The organism is Agarivorans albus (genome assembly GCF_019670105.1).
Classification (GTDB): domain Bacteria; phylum Pseudomonadota; class Gammaproteobacteria; order Enterobacterales; family Celerinatantimonadaceae; genus Agarivorans; species Agarivorans albus.
The window spans coordinates 4,430,206-4,446,446 of record NZ_AP023032.1; the positions used below are offsets into that span (position 1 = coordinate 4,430,206).

Annotated in this window: 15 protein-coding genes; 8 read left to right on the plus strand and 7 right to left on the minus strand. The window is 46.2% G+C overall.

Annotated elements, in window-relative coordinates; all coding sequences use genetic code 11:
- Positions 1 to 80: 80 nt before the first annotated feature.
- Positions 81 to 1,259 carry a XylR family transcriptional regulator gene (locus tag K5620_RS20035; protein WP_016401987.1) on the minus strand — a complete coding sequence of 393 codons (1,179 nt, stop codon included), beginning with the start codon at positions 1,257 to 1,259 and terminating at the stop codon, positions 81 to 83.
- Positions 1,260 to 1,543: 284 nt separating this feature from the next.
- Between K5620_RS20035 and xylB the strand changes: the two genes are divergently transcribed.
- From xylB to xylA, 6 genes are all read left to right on the plus strand, one after another.
- Positions 1,544 to 2,995 (plus strand): xylulokinase, encoded by a 1,452-nt coding sequence (gene xylB, locus K5620_RS20040; protein ID WP_016401988.1) that lies wholly within the window; start codon positions 1,544 to 1,546, stop codon positions 2,993 to 2,995.
- 134 nt (positions 2,996 to 3,129) lie between these two features.
- Entirely contained in the window at positions 3,130 to 4,344 is a 1,215-nt protein-coding gene (locus tag K5620_RS20045) for a XylR family transcriptional regulator (protein WP_016401989.1), read from the plus strand.
- A gap of 469 nt (positions 4,345 to 4,813) precedes the next feature.
- On the plus strand, positions 4,814 to 5,773 hold the full coding sequence (gene tal, locus K5620_RS20050) for a transaldolase (RefSeq protein ID WP_016401990.1): 960 nt from the start codon (positions 4,814 to 4,816) through the stop codon (positions 5,771 to 5,773).
- Positions 5,774 to 5,800: 27 nt separating this feature from the next.
- The gene (tkt, locus tag K5620_RS20055; RefSeq protein WP_016401991.1) at positions 5,801 to 7,804 is read left to right on the plus strand and encodes a transketolase; all 2,004 of its coding nucleotides are present in this window, start codon (positions 5,801 to 5,803) and stop codon (positions 7,802 to 7,804) included.
- 199 nt (positions 7,805 to 8,003) lie between these two features.
- Positions 8,004 to 8,753 carry a type 2 periplasmic-binding domain-containing protein gene (locus tag K5620_RS20060; protein WP_016401992.1) on the plus strand — a complete coding sequence of 250 codons (750 nt, stop codon included), beginning with the start codon at positions 8,004 to 8,006 and terminating at the stop codon, positions 8,751 to 8,753.
- A gap of 373 nt (positions 8,754 to 9,126) precedes the next feature.
- Complete coding sequence (xylA, locus tag K5620_RS20065; protein WP_016401994.1) at positions 9,127 to 10,449, plus strand: xylose isomerase; 1,323 nt, start codon at positions 9,127 to 9,129, stop codon at positions 10,447 to 10,449.
- A gap of 57 nt (positions 10,450 to 10,506) precedes the next feature.
- Here the strand turns inward: xylA and K5620_RS20070 are convergent, their stop codons facing one another.
- A complete protein-coding gene (locus tag K5620_RS20070) occupies positions 10,507 to 10,869 on the minus strand; it encodes a GFA family protein (RefSeq protein ID WP_016401995.1) in 363 nt (120 codons plus the stop codon).
- Between the two features lie 214 nt (positions 10,870 to 11,083).
- Between K5620_RS20070 and K5620_RS20075 the strand changes: the two genes are divergently transcribed.
- Positions 11,084 to 11,929, plus strand: coding sequence for a DNA ligase (locus tag K5620_RS20075; protein WP_016401996.1), 846 nt, complete (start codon positions 11,084 to 11,086; stop codon positions 11,927 to 11,929).
- 6 nt (positions 11,930 to 11,935) lie between these two features.
- Here the strand turns inward: K5620_RS20075 and K5620_RS20080 are convergent, their stop codons facing one another.
- On the minus strand, positions 11,936 to 12,472 hold the full coding sequence (locus K5620_RS20080; RefSeq protein WP_016401997.1) for a putative ATP-dependent zinc protease: 537 nt from the start codon (positions 12,470 to 12,472) through the stop codon (positions 11,936 to 11,938).
- A 120-nt stretch (positions 12,473 to 12,592) separates the two neighbouring features.
- Here K5620_RS20080 and K5620_RS20085 point away from each other — a divergent pair, with 120 nt between their 5' ends.
- Positions 12,593 to 13,333, plus strand: a complete 741-nt coding sequence (locus tag K5620_RS20085) for a substrate-binding periplasmic protein (RefSeq protein ID WP_040307219.1) — start codon at positions 12,593 to 12,595, stop codon at positions 13,331 to 13,333.
- Here the strand turns inward: K5620_RS20085 and thiH are convergent.
- The 4 genes from thiH to K5620_RS20105 are packed head-to-tail and all read right to left on the minus strand — an operon-like array spanning position 13,330 to position 16,219.
- Entirely contained in the window at positions 13,330 to 14,442 is a 1,113-nt protein-coding gene (gene thiH, locus K5620_RS20090) for a 2-iminoacetate synthase ThiH (RefSeq protein WP_016401999.1), read from the minus strand. The genes K5620_RS20085 and thiH overlap by 4 nt on opposite strands.
- Before the next feature lie 12 nt (positions 14,443 to 14,454).
- On the minus strand, positions 14,455 to 15,222 hold the full coding sequence (locus tag K5620_RS20095; RefSeq protein WP_016402000.1) for a thiazole synthase: 768 nt from the start codon (positions 15,220 to 15,222) through the stop codon (positions 14,455 to 14,457).
- A gap of 11 nt (positions 15,223 to 15,233) precedes the next feature.
- Positions 15,234 to 15,437: a sulfur carrier protein ThiS gene (gene thiS, locus K5620_RS20100; protein ID WP_016402001.1), complete on the minus strand. Its 204-nt coding sequence runs from the start codon at positions 15,435 to 15,437 to the stop codon at positions 15,234 to 15,236.
- Positions 15,434 to 16,219 carry a HesA/MoeB/ThiF family protein gene (locus K5620_RS20105; protein ID WP_016402002.1) on the minus strand — a complete coding sequence of 262 codons (786 nt, stop codon included), beginning with the start codon at positions 16,217 to 16,219 and terminating at the stop codon, positions 15,434 to 15,436. Before K5620_RS20105 ends, thiS begins: the two co-directional genes overlap by 4 nt.
- Positions 16,220 to 16,241: the final 22 nt, after the last annotated feature.

Below are 16,241 nucleotides of genomic sequence, written 5' to 3' on the forward strand. Positions count from 1 at the left end.
CCTTTTATACCAACCAGCAAACAGCCTTGAGCTTAAAAGGAAATGCGCTTTGACTCAAGCCAAAGCGCCGTTGCTGCTGACTATTCTTCTTGCTCTTGTTTACTAATACGGTAAGCCTTAGGTGTTAACTCAAGGTCTTTCTTAAATACCGCATACATGTATTGCAAAGAAGGGTAACCACATAGCTCCGCAATGTCGGAGGTGGAAAGCTCGGTATTACGCAACAAACTCATGGCTTGTTCTAACTTGGCACAGTGAATTTCTTGGTGAACCGAGTGGCCAATATCATCTTTAAAGCGCTTTTCTAAGTTTGAACGCGAGACTTTTACATAATCTAATACTTGCTCAACCTTAATGCCTTTACAGGCGTTATGGCGAATGAAGTGCATAGCTTGAATAACGTAAGGGTCTTTTAGCGCTTTGTAATCGGTAGATTGGCGCTCAACCACTTGCTCTGGGCCAACCAGCTCACGCACTTTACGTAATTCTTGCCCTTGTAGTTGGCGGTGCAATAGCTTGGCCGCTTGGAAGCCCATTTTACGACAACCTTGCGCCACCGAACTCAAAGATACTCGGCTTAAATGGCGAGTTAAGTCTTCATCATCAATACCAATAATTGACACTTTGTCTGGCACGATGATCCCCAAGTGATCACACACTTGCAGCAAGTGGCGCGCTCGCGCATCAGATACCGCAACAATGCCTACCGGCTTAGGCATAGATTGAATCCAATCCGCTAAACGGTTCATTGCATACTGCCAAGACTCTGGCGTGGTCTCCATGCCGCGGTAAACCGCGCACTCGTAACCATCACCTGCTACCAGTTGCTGGAAAATAGCTTCACGCTCCATCGCCCAGCGGTTGCCCTCATTAGGTGGCATGCCGTAGTAAGCGAAGTACTCTAAACCCTTGGCTTTTAGGTGCTCGTAGGCTGAATTAACCAAAGCGCGGTTATCGGTGGCCACGTAAGGAAAATCGGGGTATTGCTCTGGGTTTTCGTAAGAGCTGCCCACAGCCACTACTGGCACACGTAGGCCAGTTAAGGCTTTTTCAATTTCAGGGTCGTCGAAGTCGGCAATAATGCCGTCGCCTACCCAATGTTGTAGTTTGCTGATCCGACAGCGAAAATCTTCCTCTAGAAATATATCCCAATCACATTGTGATGCCTGTAAGTAATCGCCAATACCTTTAATGATCTGACGGTCATAAACCTTATTTGCATTAAATAACAATGTAATTTTGAAACGTTTATCAAACATGTGGGGCTCCTAAAAGCACGGTGCCAATCAAGATTTAATTTAATATCTAAAAAAAAAGAGCCGAACGCTACTGTGAAAAATCGTAATGTGATTATGATCATGCACATTTCAAACGAAACTGTGAACTCAGGCACGCCATGGAAAAACGCTATTCCTCTGGTAATTTTCGTAATTGAGCCAAGTTTCCAATCCGCGGCAGGATGAGCTCATATTTAAAACACTTTTGCTGCCGCTTAATTACAGTGTAGTTTCGCCGAGCAGCTCGCGTCCAATAAGGAACTTCTATGTATATCGGTATTGATTTAGGCACCTCTGGAGTAAAAGTTGTGCTGCAGGCTGAAAACGGTGACATTTTAAGCCAAGCCACCGAAAGCTTAACAGTATCTCGTCCTGCACCGTTGTGGTCTGAGCAAGCTCCGCAAGACTGGTGGCAAGCCACTCAAGATGCACTTAGCGCATTAAGCAAACAGCACTCGCTAGCGGAAGTTAAAGCGATTGGCCTAAGTGGCCAAATGCATGGCGCTACCTTACTGGATGCCCAAGGCGAAATTTTACGCCCAGCCATTTTATGGAACGACGGCCGCAGTGCAGCTCAGTGTGAAGAAATAGAGCGCGCAGTGCCTAATTCTCGCGATATTGTTGGCAACCTGATGATGCCAGGTTTTACCGCGCCTAAACTGCTTTGGGTTAAGCAAAACGAGCCGGAAATTTTTGCCAAGGTAGACAAAGTACTACTGCCTAAAGATTACTTGCGTTACTTGCTGTCGGGCAACTTTGCCTCTGATATGTCAGATTCGGCCGGCACCATGTGGTTAGACGTAGCCAAACGCGACTGGAGTGATGACATTCTAGCGGCCACTGGCCTTAGCCGTGAACACATGCCTGAGCTATTTGAAGGCAGCGAAGTTACCGGTAACCTTAAAGCAGAACTCGCCGAGCGCTGGGGCATGCCCGCCGTGCCATTAGTAGCAGGTGGTGGCGATAACGCAGCTGGCGCTGTAGGTGTAGGCATTACTAAGCCTGGCCAGGCGATGTTGTCTTTAGGCACCTCTGGTGTTTACTTTGCTGTAAGTGACGGTTACCTAAGCAACCCCGAATCAGCCTTACATAGCTTCTGTCACGCACTACCGGGTGCTTGGCATCAAATGTCGGTCATCCTTAGCGCCGCATCGTGTTTAGATTGGGTAGTTAACTTAACCGGCCAAGCAGACGTACCTAGCATGTTAGCCGCCGTAGAAGCCGCGCCAGAAAGTGATAACCCAGTGTACTTTTTACCTTACTTATCAGGTGAGCGTACTCCGCACAATAACCCAGAAGCCAGGGGCGTATTCTTTGGCATGACCCATTCAACTGGCCCCTTAGATTTATGCCGTGCGGTCCTAGAAGGCGTGGCTTATGCCTTTGCCGACGGCTTAGACGCATTGCATGCAACGGGCTTAAAACCAGAAGAAATCACCTTAATTGGCGGTGGTGCGCGCAGTCAGTTTTGGCGTCAAATGCTGGCCGACGTATTTGGCCAAGCAGTCAGTTACCGCTTAGGCGGCGAAGTAGGCCCTGCACTAGGTGCTGCACGTTTAGCCCAACTAGGGGTAACCGAGAACCCAGATCTAGCCGCCATTTGCCCAGTGCCAGAGTTAGTTGAAGTTCACCAAGTGAATGCCGAGCGCCATGCTGTTTACGCTAAGCGCCGCGAAACTTACCAAGCGCTTTACCCAAAACTAGCACCACTTTTTTAAGCAATAAACCCAACGAACAGCCATAGCCTTGCTATGGCTGTTCTGCCAGCTAAGTGAACACATCTGATAAATCCGCATTTATCACATGTGCTCACCCCGGCCCATTGAACGTAGTAATACGGAAGACAAATACTATGGCAAAGAACTATCGCGTAGCGCTTCTTTTGAACGCTAACATGGCTTACGACCGAGGCATCATTACCGGTATATCGTCATTTGTGAAAAATGGCGCTCCTTGGAGTTTGTTCATTGGAGAACAAAATCTATTTTCGGTGGACGATTTTAGTAAGTGGCAGGGTGATGGCGTAATTGCCGACTTTGACCACCCAGAAATTCGCGATGCGATTAAGTCTCGAAATATTCCAGTAGTGGGCATTGCCAGTAGCGAAACCGTAGCGAATACCATGCAAGATTATCCGGTGGTGATGTCTGACAATAAACAGATCATCAATATGGCGGCACGTTTCTTAAAAATGCGCCGTTATACCCATTTAGCATTTTGTGGTTACCCCAACCGCCCCTTTAATGACTGGTCGGCCAACCGCGAGCAGCTGCTGCGTGATTGGTGTGAGCGTAACCAATGCGCCTATAGCCAGTTTAGCGCTAAAGACAACATTGATACCTGGGACAGTGACTTACAGTGTTTAGTTGATTGGCTCAGCCGCCTACCTAAGCCAGTAGGGATCATTGCTGCCAACGATGTGCGCGCTCGCCAACTAAGCTACGCCTGCCAGCAGGCTAAAATAAACATCCCCGAAGAAGTCTCTATCATGGGGATAGACGATGACGAACTGAACTGCACCTTAAGCTTGCCTACTTTAACTTCGGTTCGCCAAGGTACCCGTGCCATGGGGTATTTGACCGCCTCACTACTGCAGCCGCTAATGGACGGCAAAAACTTAGTTAAACGCCATCACTTTGTGCAACCTGAACGGGTTATTGGCCGCGATTCTACTGACTTTTTCCATTTTAAAGACAACCTAGTTCGGGGCGCGTTAAGCCTTATTCGAATTAACCAAGGCAATATCAAGGTAAAACAAATTCTGGCTGAACTAGGCTGCTCTCGTGGCGCAATCGACAACAAATTCCATGAAGAACTAGGCATGTCGCTGCACGCTTACTTGCTCGACACCCAGCTTAATTTGGCGCTAGAGCTATTGGTGGATACCGAGCAAACCTTAAGTGAGATAGCTAAAGTGGTGGGCTTTAGTAGCCCGCAGTATTTGTCTTGCGCAATTAAGAAACGCTGGAACATGACGCCAGGCATGTTGCGCGAACAAAAAGGTGTAACAAACCGAGAGCTAGCTCCACTTATTGAAGATACCGAAGAGTTAATCGAGCAAGCTTAGTTTCATCAAGCTGGCATAATTAGCTGCCACTATAAGCGAGTAAGCGCAGTGATAGCCTAGCTTGTTGAGTATTTACGCTATTCCGTAGCACAACTAAGAGCTGAGGGTTTGGTAAAAACTTAACCCAACAGATCTGGTGAAGATCAAAAAAACATCATCACTGTTATTAAAACTCTGCGGTGGTGATGCGTTTCTTTTTTCAACAAATCAGCGCACCATGCAAGGGAGTGTGACAGCAACATGAAGCTTGCGTGGCCCAATTCAACAAAATGCTTAATAAAGCGTGATCTGGATCAGGGCTGCGAAAATTCAACATTAGCGCTAAAAAAAGCGTAATTGCGCTTAATTGCCAGTCTGGCACTTTAATACGGACATGAAGCTTAGCTTTGGTCAATGACCTTCAACCAATAATGAAGGCTCGCCAAACAAGCCGCACAATTAGTTTTCATTACAAGGGTCTATACATCTTATGAGTTCTCTACTTACACAGCTAAAACAATACACCACGGTTGTTGCCGATACCGGCGACTTAGACACAATGCGCAAATTCTCACCTGAAGATGCCACCACAAACCCATCGTTAATTGTTAAGGCCTTAGGTTTACCTGAGTACTCAAGCCTACTTAAAGACGTAGCCGACTGGGCTAAAACCCAATCAAACGACCAAGCCGAACAAATCGAAATGGCTGCCGACAAACTGGTAGTAACCATTGGTTGTAAGGTACTTGAGTTAGTACCGGGTCGCATTTCTACGGAAGTAGACGCACGCTTGTCATTTGACACCGAAGCCAGCATTGCTAAAGCACGCCGCTTAATTGAGCTTTACGAAGCGGCCGGCATCAACAAAGAACGTGTATTGATTAAGTTAGCCTCTACTTGGCAAGGTATTCGCGCCGCTGAGCAACTAGAGAAGGAAGGCATTAACTGTAACCTTACGTTGTTGTTCTCATTTGCCCAAGCCCGCGCTTGTGCCGAAGCTGGCGTATTCCTTATCTCACCTTTTGTTGGCCGTATTCTTGATTGGTACAAAGCTAAAGACGCTAACGCAGACTTTGCTGGCGCTAAAGATCCGGGTGTTATCTCGGTATCAGAAATCTACAGCTACTACAAAGACCACGGCTACAACACTGTAGTGATGGGCGCTAGCTTCCGTAACATTGGCGAAATTGTAGAGCTAGCTGGCTGTGACCGCCTAACCATTGGCCCTGCCTTACTTGAAGAGCTAGACCAAACCGAAGCGCAACTAGACGTTCGCCTACAAGATAAAGGTGTTAGCAAAAACCGTCCTGCTGCAATGACCGAAGCAGAATTCTACTGGGCGCATAACGAAGATGCCATGGCTACTGAAAAGCTGGCAGAAGGTATTCGTGCCTTTGCAGTTGACCAAGTGAAGCTAGACAACATGCTAATTGAAGCGCTAGAAGCTTAAGATTTATTAATTATTAGGAAATAAAAGATGACTCACCCTCGTCAACAATACGCTAACGCAATCCGCGCTTTAAGCATGGACGGTGTACAACAAGCTAAGTCGGGTCACCCTGGCGCACCTATGGGCATGGCAGACATTGCCGAAGTACTATGGCGCGACCATTTAGCACATAACCCAAGCAACCCAAGTTGGAGCAACCGCGACCGCTTTATTTTGTCTAACGGCCATGGCTCTATGTTGTTGTACTCGCTACTTCACCTAAGCGGTTACGCACTGCCAATTGAAGAGCTTAAAAACTTCCGCCAATTGCATTCTAAAACGCCGGGTCACCCAGAATATGGTTACGCACCGGGTGTAGAAACCACTACCGGCCCACTAGGCCAAGGTATTGCTAATGCTGTAGGTATGGCGCTAGCAGAGAAAATGTTAGCCGCACAATTCAACCGCGATGGTCACGATATTGTTGACCACTTCACTTACGCCTTTATGGGCGACGGTTGTTTGATGGAAGGTATTTCTCACGAAGTATGTTCATTGGCCGGCACCCTAGGTTTAGGTAAGCTAATTGCGTTTTGGGATGACAATGGCATCTCTATTGACGGCCACGTTGAAGGCTGGTTTAGCGATGATACGCCGGCACGTTTTGAAGCTTACGGCTGGAACGTGGTACGCGATGTTGATGGTCACGATCCTGAACAAATTAACGCAGCAATTGCCGCGGCTAAAGCCGACATCACTAAACCTACGCTAATTTGTACTAAAACCATTATTGGTTTTGGTTCACCAAATAAGTCTGGCTCGCATGATTGTCACGGTGCACCACTAGGTGATGAAGAAATTAAAGCGGCTCGCGAATTCTTAAACTGGCCACACGCCGCGTTCGAAATCCCAGCAGATGTTTACCAAGCTTGGGATAACAAAGCTAAAGGCAGCGAGCAAGAAAACGCTTGGAACGACAAGTTTGCCGCGTACAAAAAAGCCTACCCAGAGCTAGCTGCTGAATACGCACGTCGCGTAGAAGGTCAGTTACCAGAAAACTGGAAAGCTGAAACTCAAGCTTTATTGCAACGCTTGCAAAACGAGCCAGCAAACATTGCTAGCCGCATGGCGTCTAAAAACACCCTTGATGTAATTGGTAAAATCTTACCTGAATTGCTAGGTGGTTCTGCCGACCTTGCACCATCAAACCTAACCTTCCACGCTAGCTCTAAATCAGTAAGCGCAGAAGATGCCTCAGGTAACTACCTACACTACGGTGTACGTGAGTTTGGTATGTCGGCAATGCAAAATGGTATTGCTTTGCACGGCGGTTTTGTTCCTTACTCGGCCACCTTCTTAATGTTTATGGAATACGCCCGCAACGCGGTACGTATGGCAGCATTAATGAAGCAACGTTCTATTTTTGTTTACACCCACGACTCTATTGGTCTTGGCGAAGATGGTCCTACTCACCAACCGGTTGAGCAAGTGGCTAGCTTACGTTTAACACCAAACATGGAAACATGGCGTCCTTGTGACCAAGTTGAATCAGCAGCGGCTTGGATCAATGCAGTAGAACGTATTGATGGCCCGAGTTCATTAATCTTCTCTCGCCAAAACCTTGCTCAACAAAAACGTAGCGGTGAGCAACTGGAGTTGATTAATCGCGGTGCTTACATTCTTAAAGACTGTAGTGGCACCCCAGAGCTTATTCTTATCGCCACTGGCTCAGAAGTAGAGCTGGCCGTTGAAGCGGCAGCTAAGCTAAGCGAGCAAGGTAAGCAAGTTCGTGTTGTATCTATGCCTTGTACCGAGCGTTTCGACAAGCAAGATGCTGCTTACCGTGAAGCAGTACTGCCAAAAGCTGTTCGTGCTCGTGTAGCAGTTGAAGCACTACAAGCCGACTTCTGGGGCAAATACGTTGGCCTAGATGGCGTAACTGTAGGTATGACAAGCTTTGGCGAATCGGCGCCTGCTGGAGAGCTATTCAAACTATTTGGCTTTACTGTAGAAAACGTAGTAGACCAAAGCTTAAGCTTGCTCAATAGCTAAGATTTTTACCTATCGAGCTAAAGGCGCTGATGATTCAGCGCCTTTTTTTTCATCTTTAAATGATGTTAATTGACAAGCAAAGCCGAAAAAGTAAGACTCAACTCACCAAACCAAAGTATTTACTCTAGCTAAACCACTGATCTTAAACAGCTGTCTATACTTGTTGTTGGGGCTTGAAAGAAACTAAAAAGGACTGTTTTTGCAGCTATTCTCAAGGGTAATGATAACGCTTATCGTAAGCTTGCTTGTTAGCCAAGTAAAAGCGGATCCCTTACGTTTAGTTTATCCAAATTTTCCTCCTTATACTTATGCCAGTGACGAGCAACCAGCTGCTGGTAATTTTCTGGTCGACAAAATCATGCAAGTGCTGGAACAGCCCTACAAAATGGCCCCGGTACCCAACTACAAACGCGCGCTTAGCGATGTGCAATACGGCGTGGCCGATGGTTTTTTCTTTGCATCTCAGAACAGCCAACGCGATGCAATCGCCGAGTTTTCTAAGCCCATTGTTTACAACAATTGGAGTTGGTTTTTCCGCTATGACAGCTATTTCGATCCAGACGCCAACAACTTTAAAACCGATGTAAAAGTAGCCTCAATTGAAGGAACCAATACCTTACGCTGGCTTAATACTCATCACTTCAAGGTGGTTGGCAAGCAAAAAAATGTCGCTAAACTTGCGCAGCTACTGTTTGACCTAAAACGCATAGACGCCGCATTTTTGTCGGCCGATGTATTTAAAAGTAGCCATGTTCACCCCAACCTAGTAAGTGGTGAATATATTGAAGTTGTACAGCGTTCCGCCCCCTTTGGTATCTACATTTCTAAGGCTTACTTGGAAAAACATCCCGGCTTTATGCAAGACCTCAACCGTGCAATTAGCGAAGTGCAAAACAAATACTTAGACAATACTTACTCGTTGTCGGGACTAAAGCGCAACACTGATTAAGTGCCCTTATACACTCAATAAATCAAACACTCGCAACGAATTGCTGCAATTAACTCATACCAGCATTTACCGCTAGGCAAACATGGGTTTCATGCCATACAAGATAAGATGAATAGCTTTTCATCCAGTGTTTACCGCTTAAAACACCACTAAATAGCATTACGAAATTTCACACACCCGCAATGTTATTGCAGATTTTTTGAAAATTCCTAAAAAAGCGCTGTTTAAAACGCGAGTTAGCGCACGAAAAGTAAATAGCTGAAAAAAGTCTGCATTTTTCATAATTGAGAGAAAGCTAAGCAAGGCTAACAATAAGCTCACAGAAGGAGATTGGTTCTCCGATGAAAACGCATTCTTTTTTAGGAGTAGTTCCATGGCTCAATATTTTGACCAGTTTGAAAAAATCGCATACGAAGGACCAGAGTCCACTAACCCACTAGCGTTCCGTCACTACGACGCGAAAAAAGTAATCATGGGTAAAACCATGGAAGAGCACCTACGTTTTGGTGCTTGTTACTGGCATAACTTCTGCTGGGATGGTTTTGATATCTTTGGTACTGGCACTTTCGACCGTCCTTGGCAGAAGCCTGGCAACGCGCTTGAAATGGCTAAGATGAAAGCTGACGTAGCCTTCGACTTCTTCTCTAAAGTAGGCACGCCTTACTACTCGTTCCACGACGTAGACGTAGCTCCAGCAGGTAACTCTATTAAAGAGTACGCTGAAAACATGAAAGTAATGATGGACGTTCTTGCTCAGAAACAAGACGAAACCGGCATGAAACTTCTTTGGGGTACAGCAAACGCATTCTCAAATGCACGTTACATGTCTGGCGCTGGCTCTAACCCTAACCCAGAAGTATTTGCTTACGCTGCGAGCCAAATCTTTACTGCTATGAACGCAACCAAAATGCTAGGTGGTGAAAACTACGTATTATGGGGCGGCCGTGAAGGTTACGAAACATTGCTAAATACCGATCTACGCCAAGAGCGTGAGCAGTTAGGTCGCTTGTTCCAAATGGTTGTAGAGCACAAACACAAAATTGGCTTTACCGGCACAATCTTAATTGAGCCAAAGCCAGCTGAGCCTACTAAGCATCAATACGACTACGATACAGCTACTGTATACGGCTTCTTGAAGCAGTTCGGTCTAGAAGACGAAGTGAAAGTAAACATCGAAGTTAACCACGCAACTCTAGCGGGTCACTCTTTCCACCACGAAATTGCGACAGCTATTTCACTAGGTCTATTTGGTTCTATTGATGCTAACCGCGGTGATGCGCAACTGGGTTGGGATACTGACCAATTCCCTAACAGTGTTGAAGAGTGGACGCCAGTAATGTACGACATTCTGCGCTCTGGTGGCTTTAAAGATGGTGGTTTAATGTTTGATACTAAACTACGTCGTCAAAGTATCGATCCAGCCGACTTCTTCCACGGCCACATTGGCGGAATGGACACTTGTGCATTAGCACTTGAGAAAGCCGCTAGCCTAATTGAGAGCCAAGAAATCAGCAACATCGTTGCAGATCGCTACGCTGGTTGGAGCGGTGACCTAGGTAAAGCCATTATGACTGGCGATTACAGCCTAGAGTCTTTAGCAACTCAAGCCATTGGCGACAACATTGACCCTAAACACGTATCAGGTCGTCAAGAAGAGCTAGAAAACATTGTTAACAAACACATTTTTAGCAAGTAACACCTAGTACAATTCCTTATTTGTATTAAGTTAGCCGACGCTTAGCGTCGGCTTTTTTTATTTTGGTTCAGTAGATAACTCTGCGCCCTTTACCAAACTCACCGTTAAGCTCAATGGGTCGACGCCTTCCAAACAACCTGCATTTACCCGAGTAAGCTCTGGCGCAGAGCGAGGGTTGTGGAAAGTATAAATTCCGCAGTGTTTACAAAAGTAATGCTTCGCTATTTGAGTATTCCACTGATACAAGCTTAAGGCCTGCTCACCTTGCAACAGCTCAAAACTGTCTTCTTCCGCGGTTAGCATCACAGCTCCCTTACGCCTACACAAACTGCAATTACAACGCAGCGCAGACTCTAGACTGGTGCGTAGGCTAAATTTAACCGCACCGCAGTGGCACTGGCCTTGATAATGTTGAGCCATTTTCTTCTCCTTGCTACTAAGGGCAAACATAAACCGAACTGTTTGGGCGTAGTCACAATCGAGCCCTGAGCTGAAGGCTTTTTACAAAACACTTCTCAATGGCTCATCGCTGCAACAAATTAGCCAATAAAGCCCGACTAAATAACAACTAGCCCTAGCGACCCACCTTAAATTGCACTACCATTAATAACAATTAACTCATTACAGGTAGAACATGGATCGTTCGTTTAGCACCAAGCTTAGCCTATGTATGCTTTTTTTTAGCTCGTATCCGCTATTAGCAAAAACACCACAACCGCCAGCATTGGTATTAGCTAGTGATTACCAACAGGGCTTAGACCTTCAAGATTACTGGGTATGTGAAAAATACGATGGCGTAAGGGCCTATTGGGACGGTAAGCAATTATTTAGTCGAGCCGGCCACGTGATTAACCTTCCCAGCGCCTTAAGCGAGCAACTACCAGAGGTTGCTGTAGATGGAGAGCTTTGGTTAGGCAGAGGCCAATTTAGTGATTTAGTCAGCCTAATCAAACAACAAGATGTAAACTTAAACAAATGGCAACAAGTTCAATTTGTGGTGTTTGATTTACCCAACTATCCTGGCCCTTATCAGCAGCGCTACCGCCATTTGCAAACCCTTAGCAGTGCAAGCGAGTTTATGCGTGTGCCAGTTTATCGCGCCTACCCAGGGCGACCAAAACTAGAGCAGCAGTTGGCTAAGATCAGTGCTGAGGGTGGTGAAGGATTAATGCTGCGCGACCCTAAATCTATGTACCTTCCAACACGCAGCAATGCGCTCATTAAATACAAAAGCTACCAAGATGCCGAGGCTAAAGTCATTGCGTATAGTGATGGTAAAGGCAAATACCGAGGTATGCTTGGAGCCTTGGTAGTTCAAGACCAACAGGGTCGGCAGTTTAAAATAGGCAGTGGTTTAAGCGATCAATTACGCGCCGATCCACCACCTATTGGCAGCTTGGTTGAGTATCGTTATAACGGTCTCACAGAACATGGTAAACCCCGCTTTGCGCGCTTTGTTAGGGTTCACCAAACCTTATAATTGAGGCTATTTCAGGTTTTTGTTGAGCTCTACGTCGACCAAGTAATCACCCTCTAGCCAGTTACGGCCAATCAGCAATTTGTAATGCATTTTGCTGCGATCGCGTAAGTTAACATCTACGGTTTTTGCCTGCCCTTGCCAGGCAATCGCCAAGGCAACTTTGTAGCGAATTTCTAGACCTTGAGAATTACGCACCGCTGCAACATCGGTAATTAAGGCCTTACCTTGGTGCTTTTCACCGTGTTCGTTCTCGGTGGTAAATTGTAAATATTTGCCAATGTTCTTGCGCATAAGTGGTCGCACAACCGACTTCTGTTCGGCCTCGCTGTAATCAGCAGGGTCAATGTTTTCACCGTCGATAACTCGCATGTCTTCCGCATGCAAAGAAGTGCTAGCCGCTCCGGTATCAATTCGAGTTAAAAACCTTAAGTTGGCTTCTACTACTTTTACATGCTCGGCGGCGCCAACTGTTTGCTTCTCGGCCATTGCGCTACTTACTACAGCAAGTACTAGCGTTACGGCTACTAGTAATTTCTTTAACACATTCCACCTCTTATATTGTCACGAAAACAGCACACTAATGGGTTAATAGCGGCTGTTTAAAGTCGCATACCTTAGCATGATTCTTTATACTTTGCGGCAAGCTCAAGGATGAGGACTCAAATGAGACGACTCGCAGTTTTCTTACTAATCATCAGCTCTGGCCTGTGCCAAGCAAAAGCCATCGATATACAAAGCTTTGTTTTTCCACCTTATATAATGCTCAATGCTCAAGGTAAGGCCGAAGGCATCATTGTAGAATTGATTCAACAAAGCTTTGAAAAACTAGATGTTGAAGCCAACTTTGAAATAAGCAATTGGGCCCGCGCGTTTGCTAAAGTAAAAAGCCACCAAAGCCAGGGCTTAATTCCCACTATGCGAACTCCCGACCGTGAAGCGTATTTTTATTATCCTGATACGGCGTTTTTACTGCTAGATCAGCATTTAATTGCTCATAGCTCTTGGCAAGGAAATCAGTTCTCTGGTGACTACGCCGAGCTAGATGACTACCGTATAGGAAAAGTTCGCAATGCCCGCATCTCACCAAGTTTTGATAATGCACTAAGTCAGCAAGTATTCGACGTTGAGAAACACAACAGTGTAGAAGGGTTGGTTAAATCCTTATTGCGCGGACGACTAGACATGATTGCCACCGACAGTCGCCAAGCTAAGTTAGTTGCCATGCAGGAGGGCCAAGCAGACAGTATCAAGCTGATTAAACCTGCCTTGGGACAAGTACCGGTATACCTAGCCTTTAGCAAACAACAAGTAGACCTTGAGTTTGTTGAGCGCTTTGATCAGCAACTTAAGCTGCTACTAGAGCAAGGGGCACTAGAACAGCTAGAAGCAAAATATTTGCACTAGCCTAGTACCCGATCCCAGTCTTTCCACACCACTTGGTAGCCAGCTTGTTTTACTGCATCGGCGACTACTTCTGGGCGGCGTTCGTCACTAATTTCAAACTGTTCAAGCGCTTTGGTGCTATCGTCTGCATAACCACCAGGCTGAGTGCTCGAAAACGCACTCATGCTGGTAATGCCAAGTGGAATAGCATGATTACGGAAGTGCTCAGACTCACGGGTAGATAATGACAGCTCAACATCTGGGTTAAACAAACGATAAGCACAAATAAGTTGTACTAATTGTTTGTCGGTCATCACCGATTTGGGCTGGAAGCCGCCTTCACAAGGGCGCAAACGTGGAAAAGAAATTGAAAACTTACTCCGCCAATATTTGCGCTCTAAATATTGCAAATGAGCAGCTACATAAAAACAGTCACTGCGCCATTCATCCAAACCAATTAATGCGCCAATGCCCATTTTTCGAATGCCGGCTTCTCCTAAACGCTCTGGAGTTGCAAGGCGAAAATCGAAATCGCGTTTTTTACCTTTAGGGTGAACCTCGGCATAACGGTGGCGATTATACGTTTCTTGATAAACCATCACTGCGTCTAAGCCAAGGCTAATCAATTCCTCATACTCGTCTTGCTCAAGAGGCTGAACTTCCATAGAAACATGAGAAAAACGCGCCTTAATTCTTGGCAGAACTTCGCGAAAGTAGTCCATACCCACTTTACGTTCCGACTCACCGGTAACTAATAGAATGTGGTCAAAGCCAAGCTGCTTAATAGCTTCTAGCTCAGCGTCTAACTGCGCCATATCTAAGGTGACGCGACGAATTTTGTTGCCCATGGAAAAGCCACAATAGTCACAAACATTGCTGCACATATTGCTGAGATATAAAGGGATATAGAATTGCTGAGTTTTGCCAAAGCGCTGCTGAGTTAAACGCATACTGCGCTGTGCCATAAGCTCAATATAAGCTTCAGCAGCCGGTGAAATAAGCGCCTGAAAGTCATCAAGGTCCAGCTTATCTTTGGCCAGCGCTCGCTCTACATCAGCAGCGGTTTTACTGTTTATTGCCATATGAACAGCGGTATTGTCGTAACGGGCTAAATGCTCAGCAAAACTCATGGGCTTCTCTAATTACAAAGTATCTAAAAATGCAGTGAGGGGACTCGATGCCTCGGCGTGACGCAACTCTGCGCCCAAACCTGCCAAGTAGGCACTACGCCCAGCTTCAACTGCTTGAGCAAAGGCTTTAGCCATTGCCACCGGATCTTTAGCCACAGCCATAGCAGTATTAACCAACACCGCATCTGCGCCTAACTCCATAGCAAGAGCAGCATCGGAAGGCGCTCCAATACCCGCATCAACCACTACCGGTACATTGGCTTGCTCGATAATAATCTCTAAGAAATCGCGGCTACGTAGCCCTTTGTTAGTGCCAATAGGCGCGCCTAAGGGCATCACCGCAGCACAACCAACATCTTCAAGGCGTTTGCATAATACTGGGTCGGCATGTACATAAGGCAACACCACAAAACCTTGTTCTACCAGCTTCTCTGCTGCGGTTAAGGTTTCGATAGGATCGGGCATTAAATACTTAGGATCTGGATGAATTTCTAATTTGAGCCAATTAGTGCCTAGAGCTTCTCGGGCTAACTGGGCGGCAAATATCGCTTCTTCTGCGTTACGTGCCCCCGAGGTATTAGGCAATAGATTCACACCAGCTTGAATAAGCGGAACCAGAATATCGTCTTGCTGGTCTTGCGCATCGACACGTTTCATCGCCATAGTAACTAGCTGGCTACCGCTGGCTTGAATACTTTGGCTCATTAACTGTGGGGTCGCAAATTTGCCAGTGCCGGTAAACAAACGGCTGGTAAAACTCTTATCTGCAATCTTTAACACAAGGCTTCCTCTTATCCGCCAGCAATGGCGCGAAATACTCTTACTTTGGCTTGGTCTGCCAGCTTGGTGCTTGCCCATTCGCTGCGAGTCACAATGTTGCCATTAAGCACCACCGCAATGCCTTCGGGTGCTTGCTGGTGTAATGCTAATAGTTGCTCAATGTTGAGCTCAGCATCAAGCGACTGTGCTTGACCATTAAATTCAATATTTATCATGATGTTTGTTTAACTTTTCCACATACCAGACAGTTTGCATCGGCGTTCACTTTAAGGTGAAACCATTCAAGGCTATGCGCATCAAAACTGGAAAAACGACCGCGTTGAGCAGAAGGAATGCCCGCTATCAACTTAATCGTTTCTAAAGCTTGCAAGCTACCAATGGTGCCTACAACTGGGCCAAGAATACCGGCATTACTGCAGTTGAGTTGCTGTTCACTAGCATTAGGAAATAGGCAGTGATAGCAGCCTTGTTCAGCCTGGCGAAAATCAAACACCATTAACTGTCCATCAAAGGCAACCGCAGCTCCGCTAACTAGTGGCACTTTGGCCTTAACACAAGCTTGGTTTACCGCATAACGAGTAGCGATGTTGTCACTGCAATCAAGCACTACATCGGCTTGAGCCACTTCCATGGCCAGCAACATCTCATCCATTTTACGGTTAACGGTTCGCACCTGAATGTTTGAGTTTAGAGCTTGCAAATGCTGCTTAGCCGCCACGACTTTAGGCTGTTTAATATCGTCTTCTCGGTACAAGACTTGGCGCTGTAAATTAGAGCTGTCTACTTCATCAAAATCTGCCAACACTAATTTGCCAACACCAGCCGCAGCCAAATACAAGGCTGCAGGTGCGCCCAATCCGCCCATACCAACCAGCAATACCTGCGCACTCTTTAACTTGAGCTGCCCCGCCTCACCAACATCCTTAAGTAACAGATGACGGCTATAACGAAGAACTTCTTGATCGCTTAAGGTTGATTGCTTGCTGGTTTGGCTCATAGTGCTTCCTAATGCTGACTGG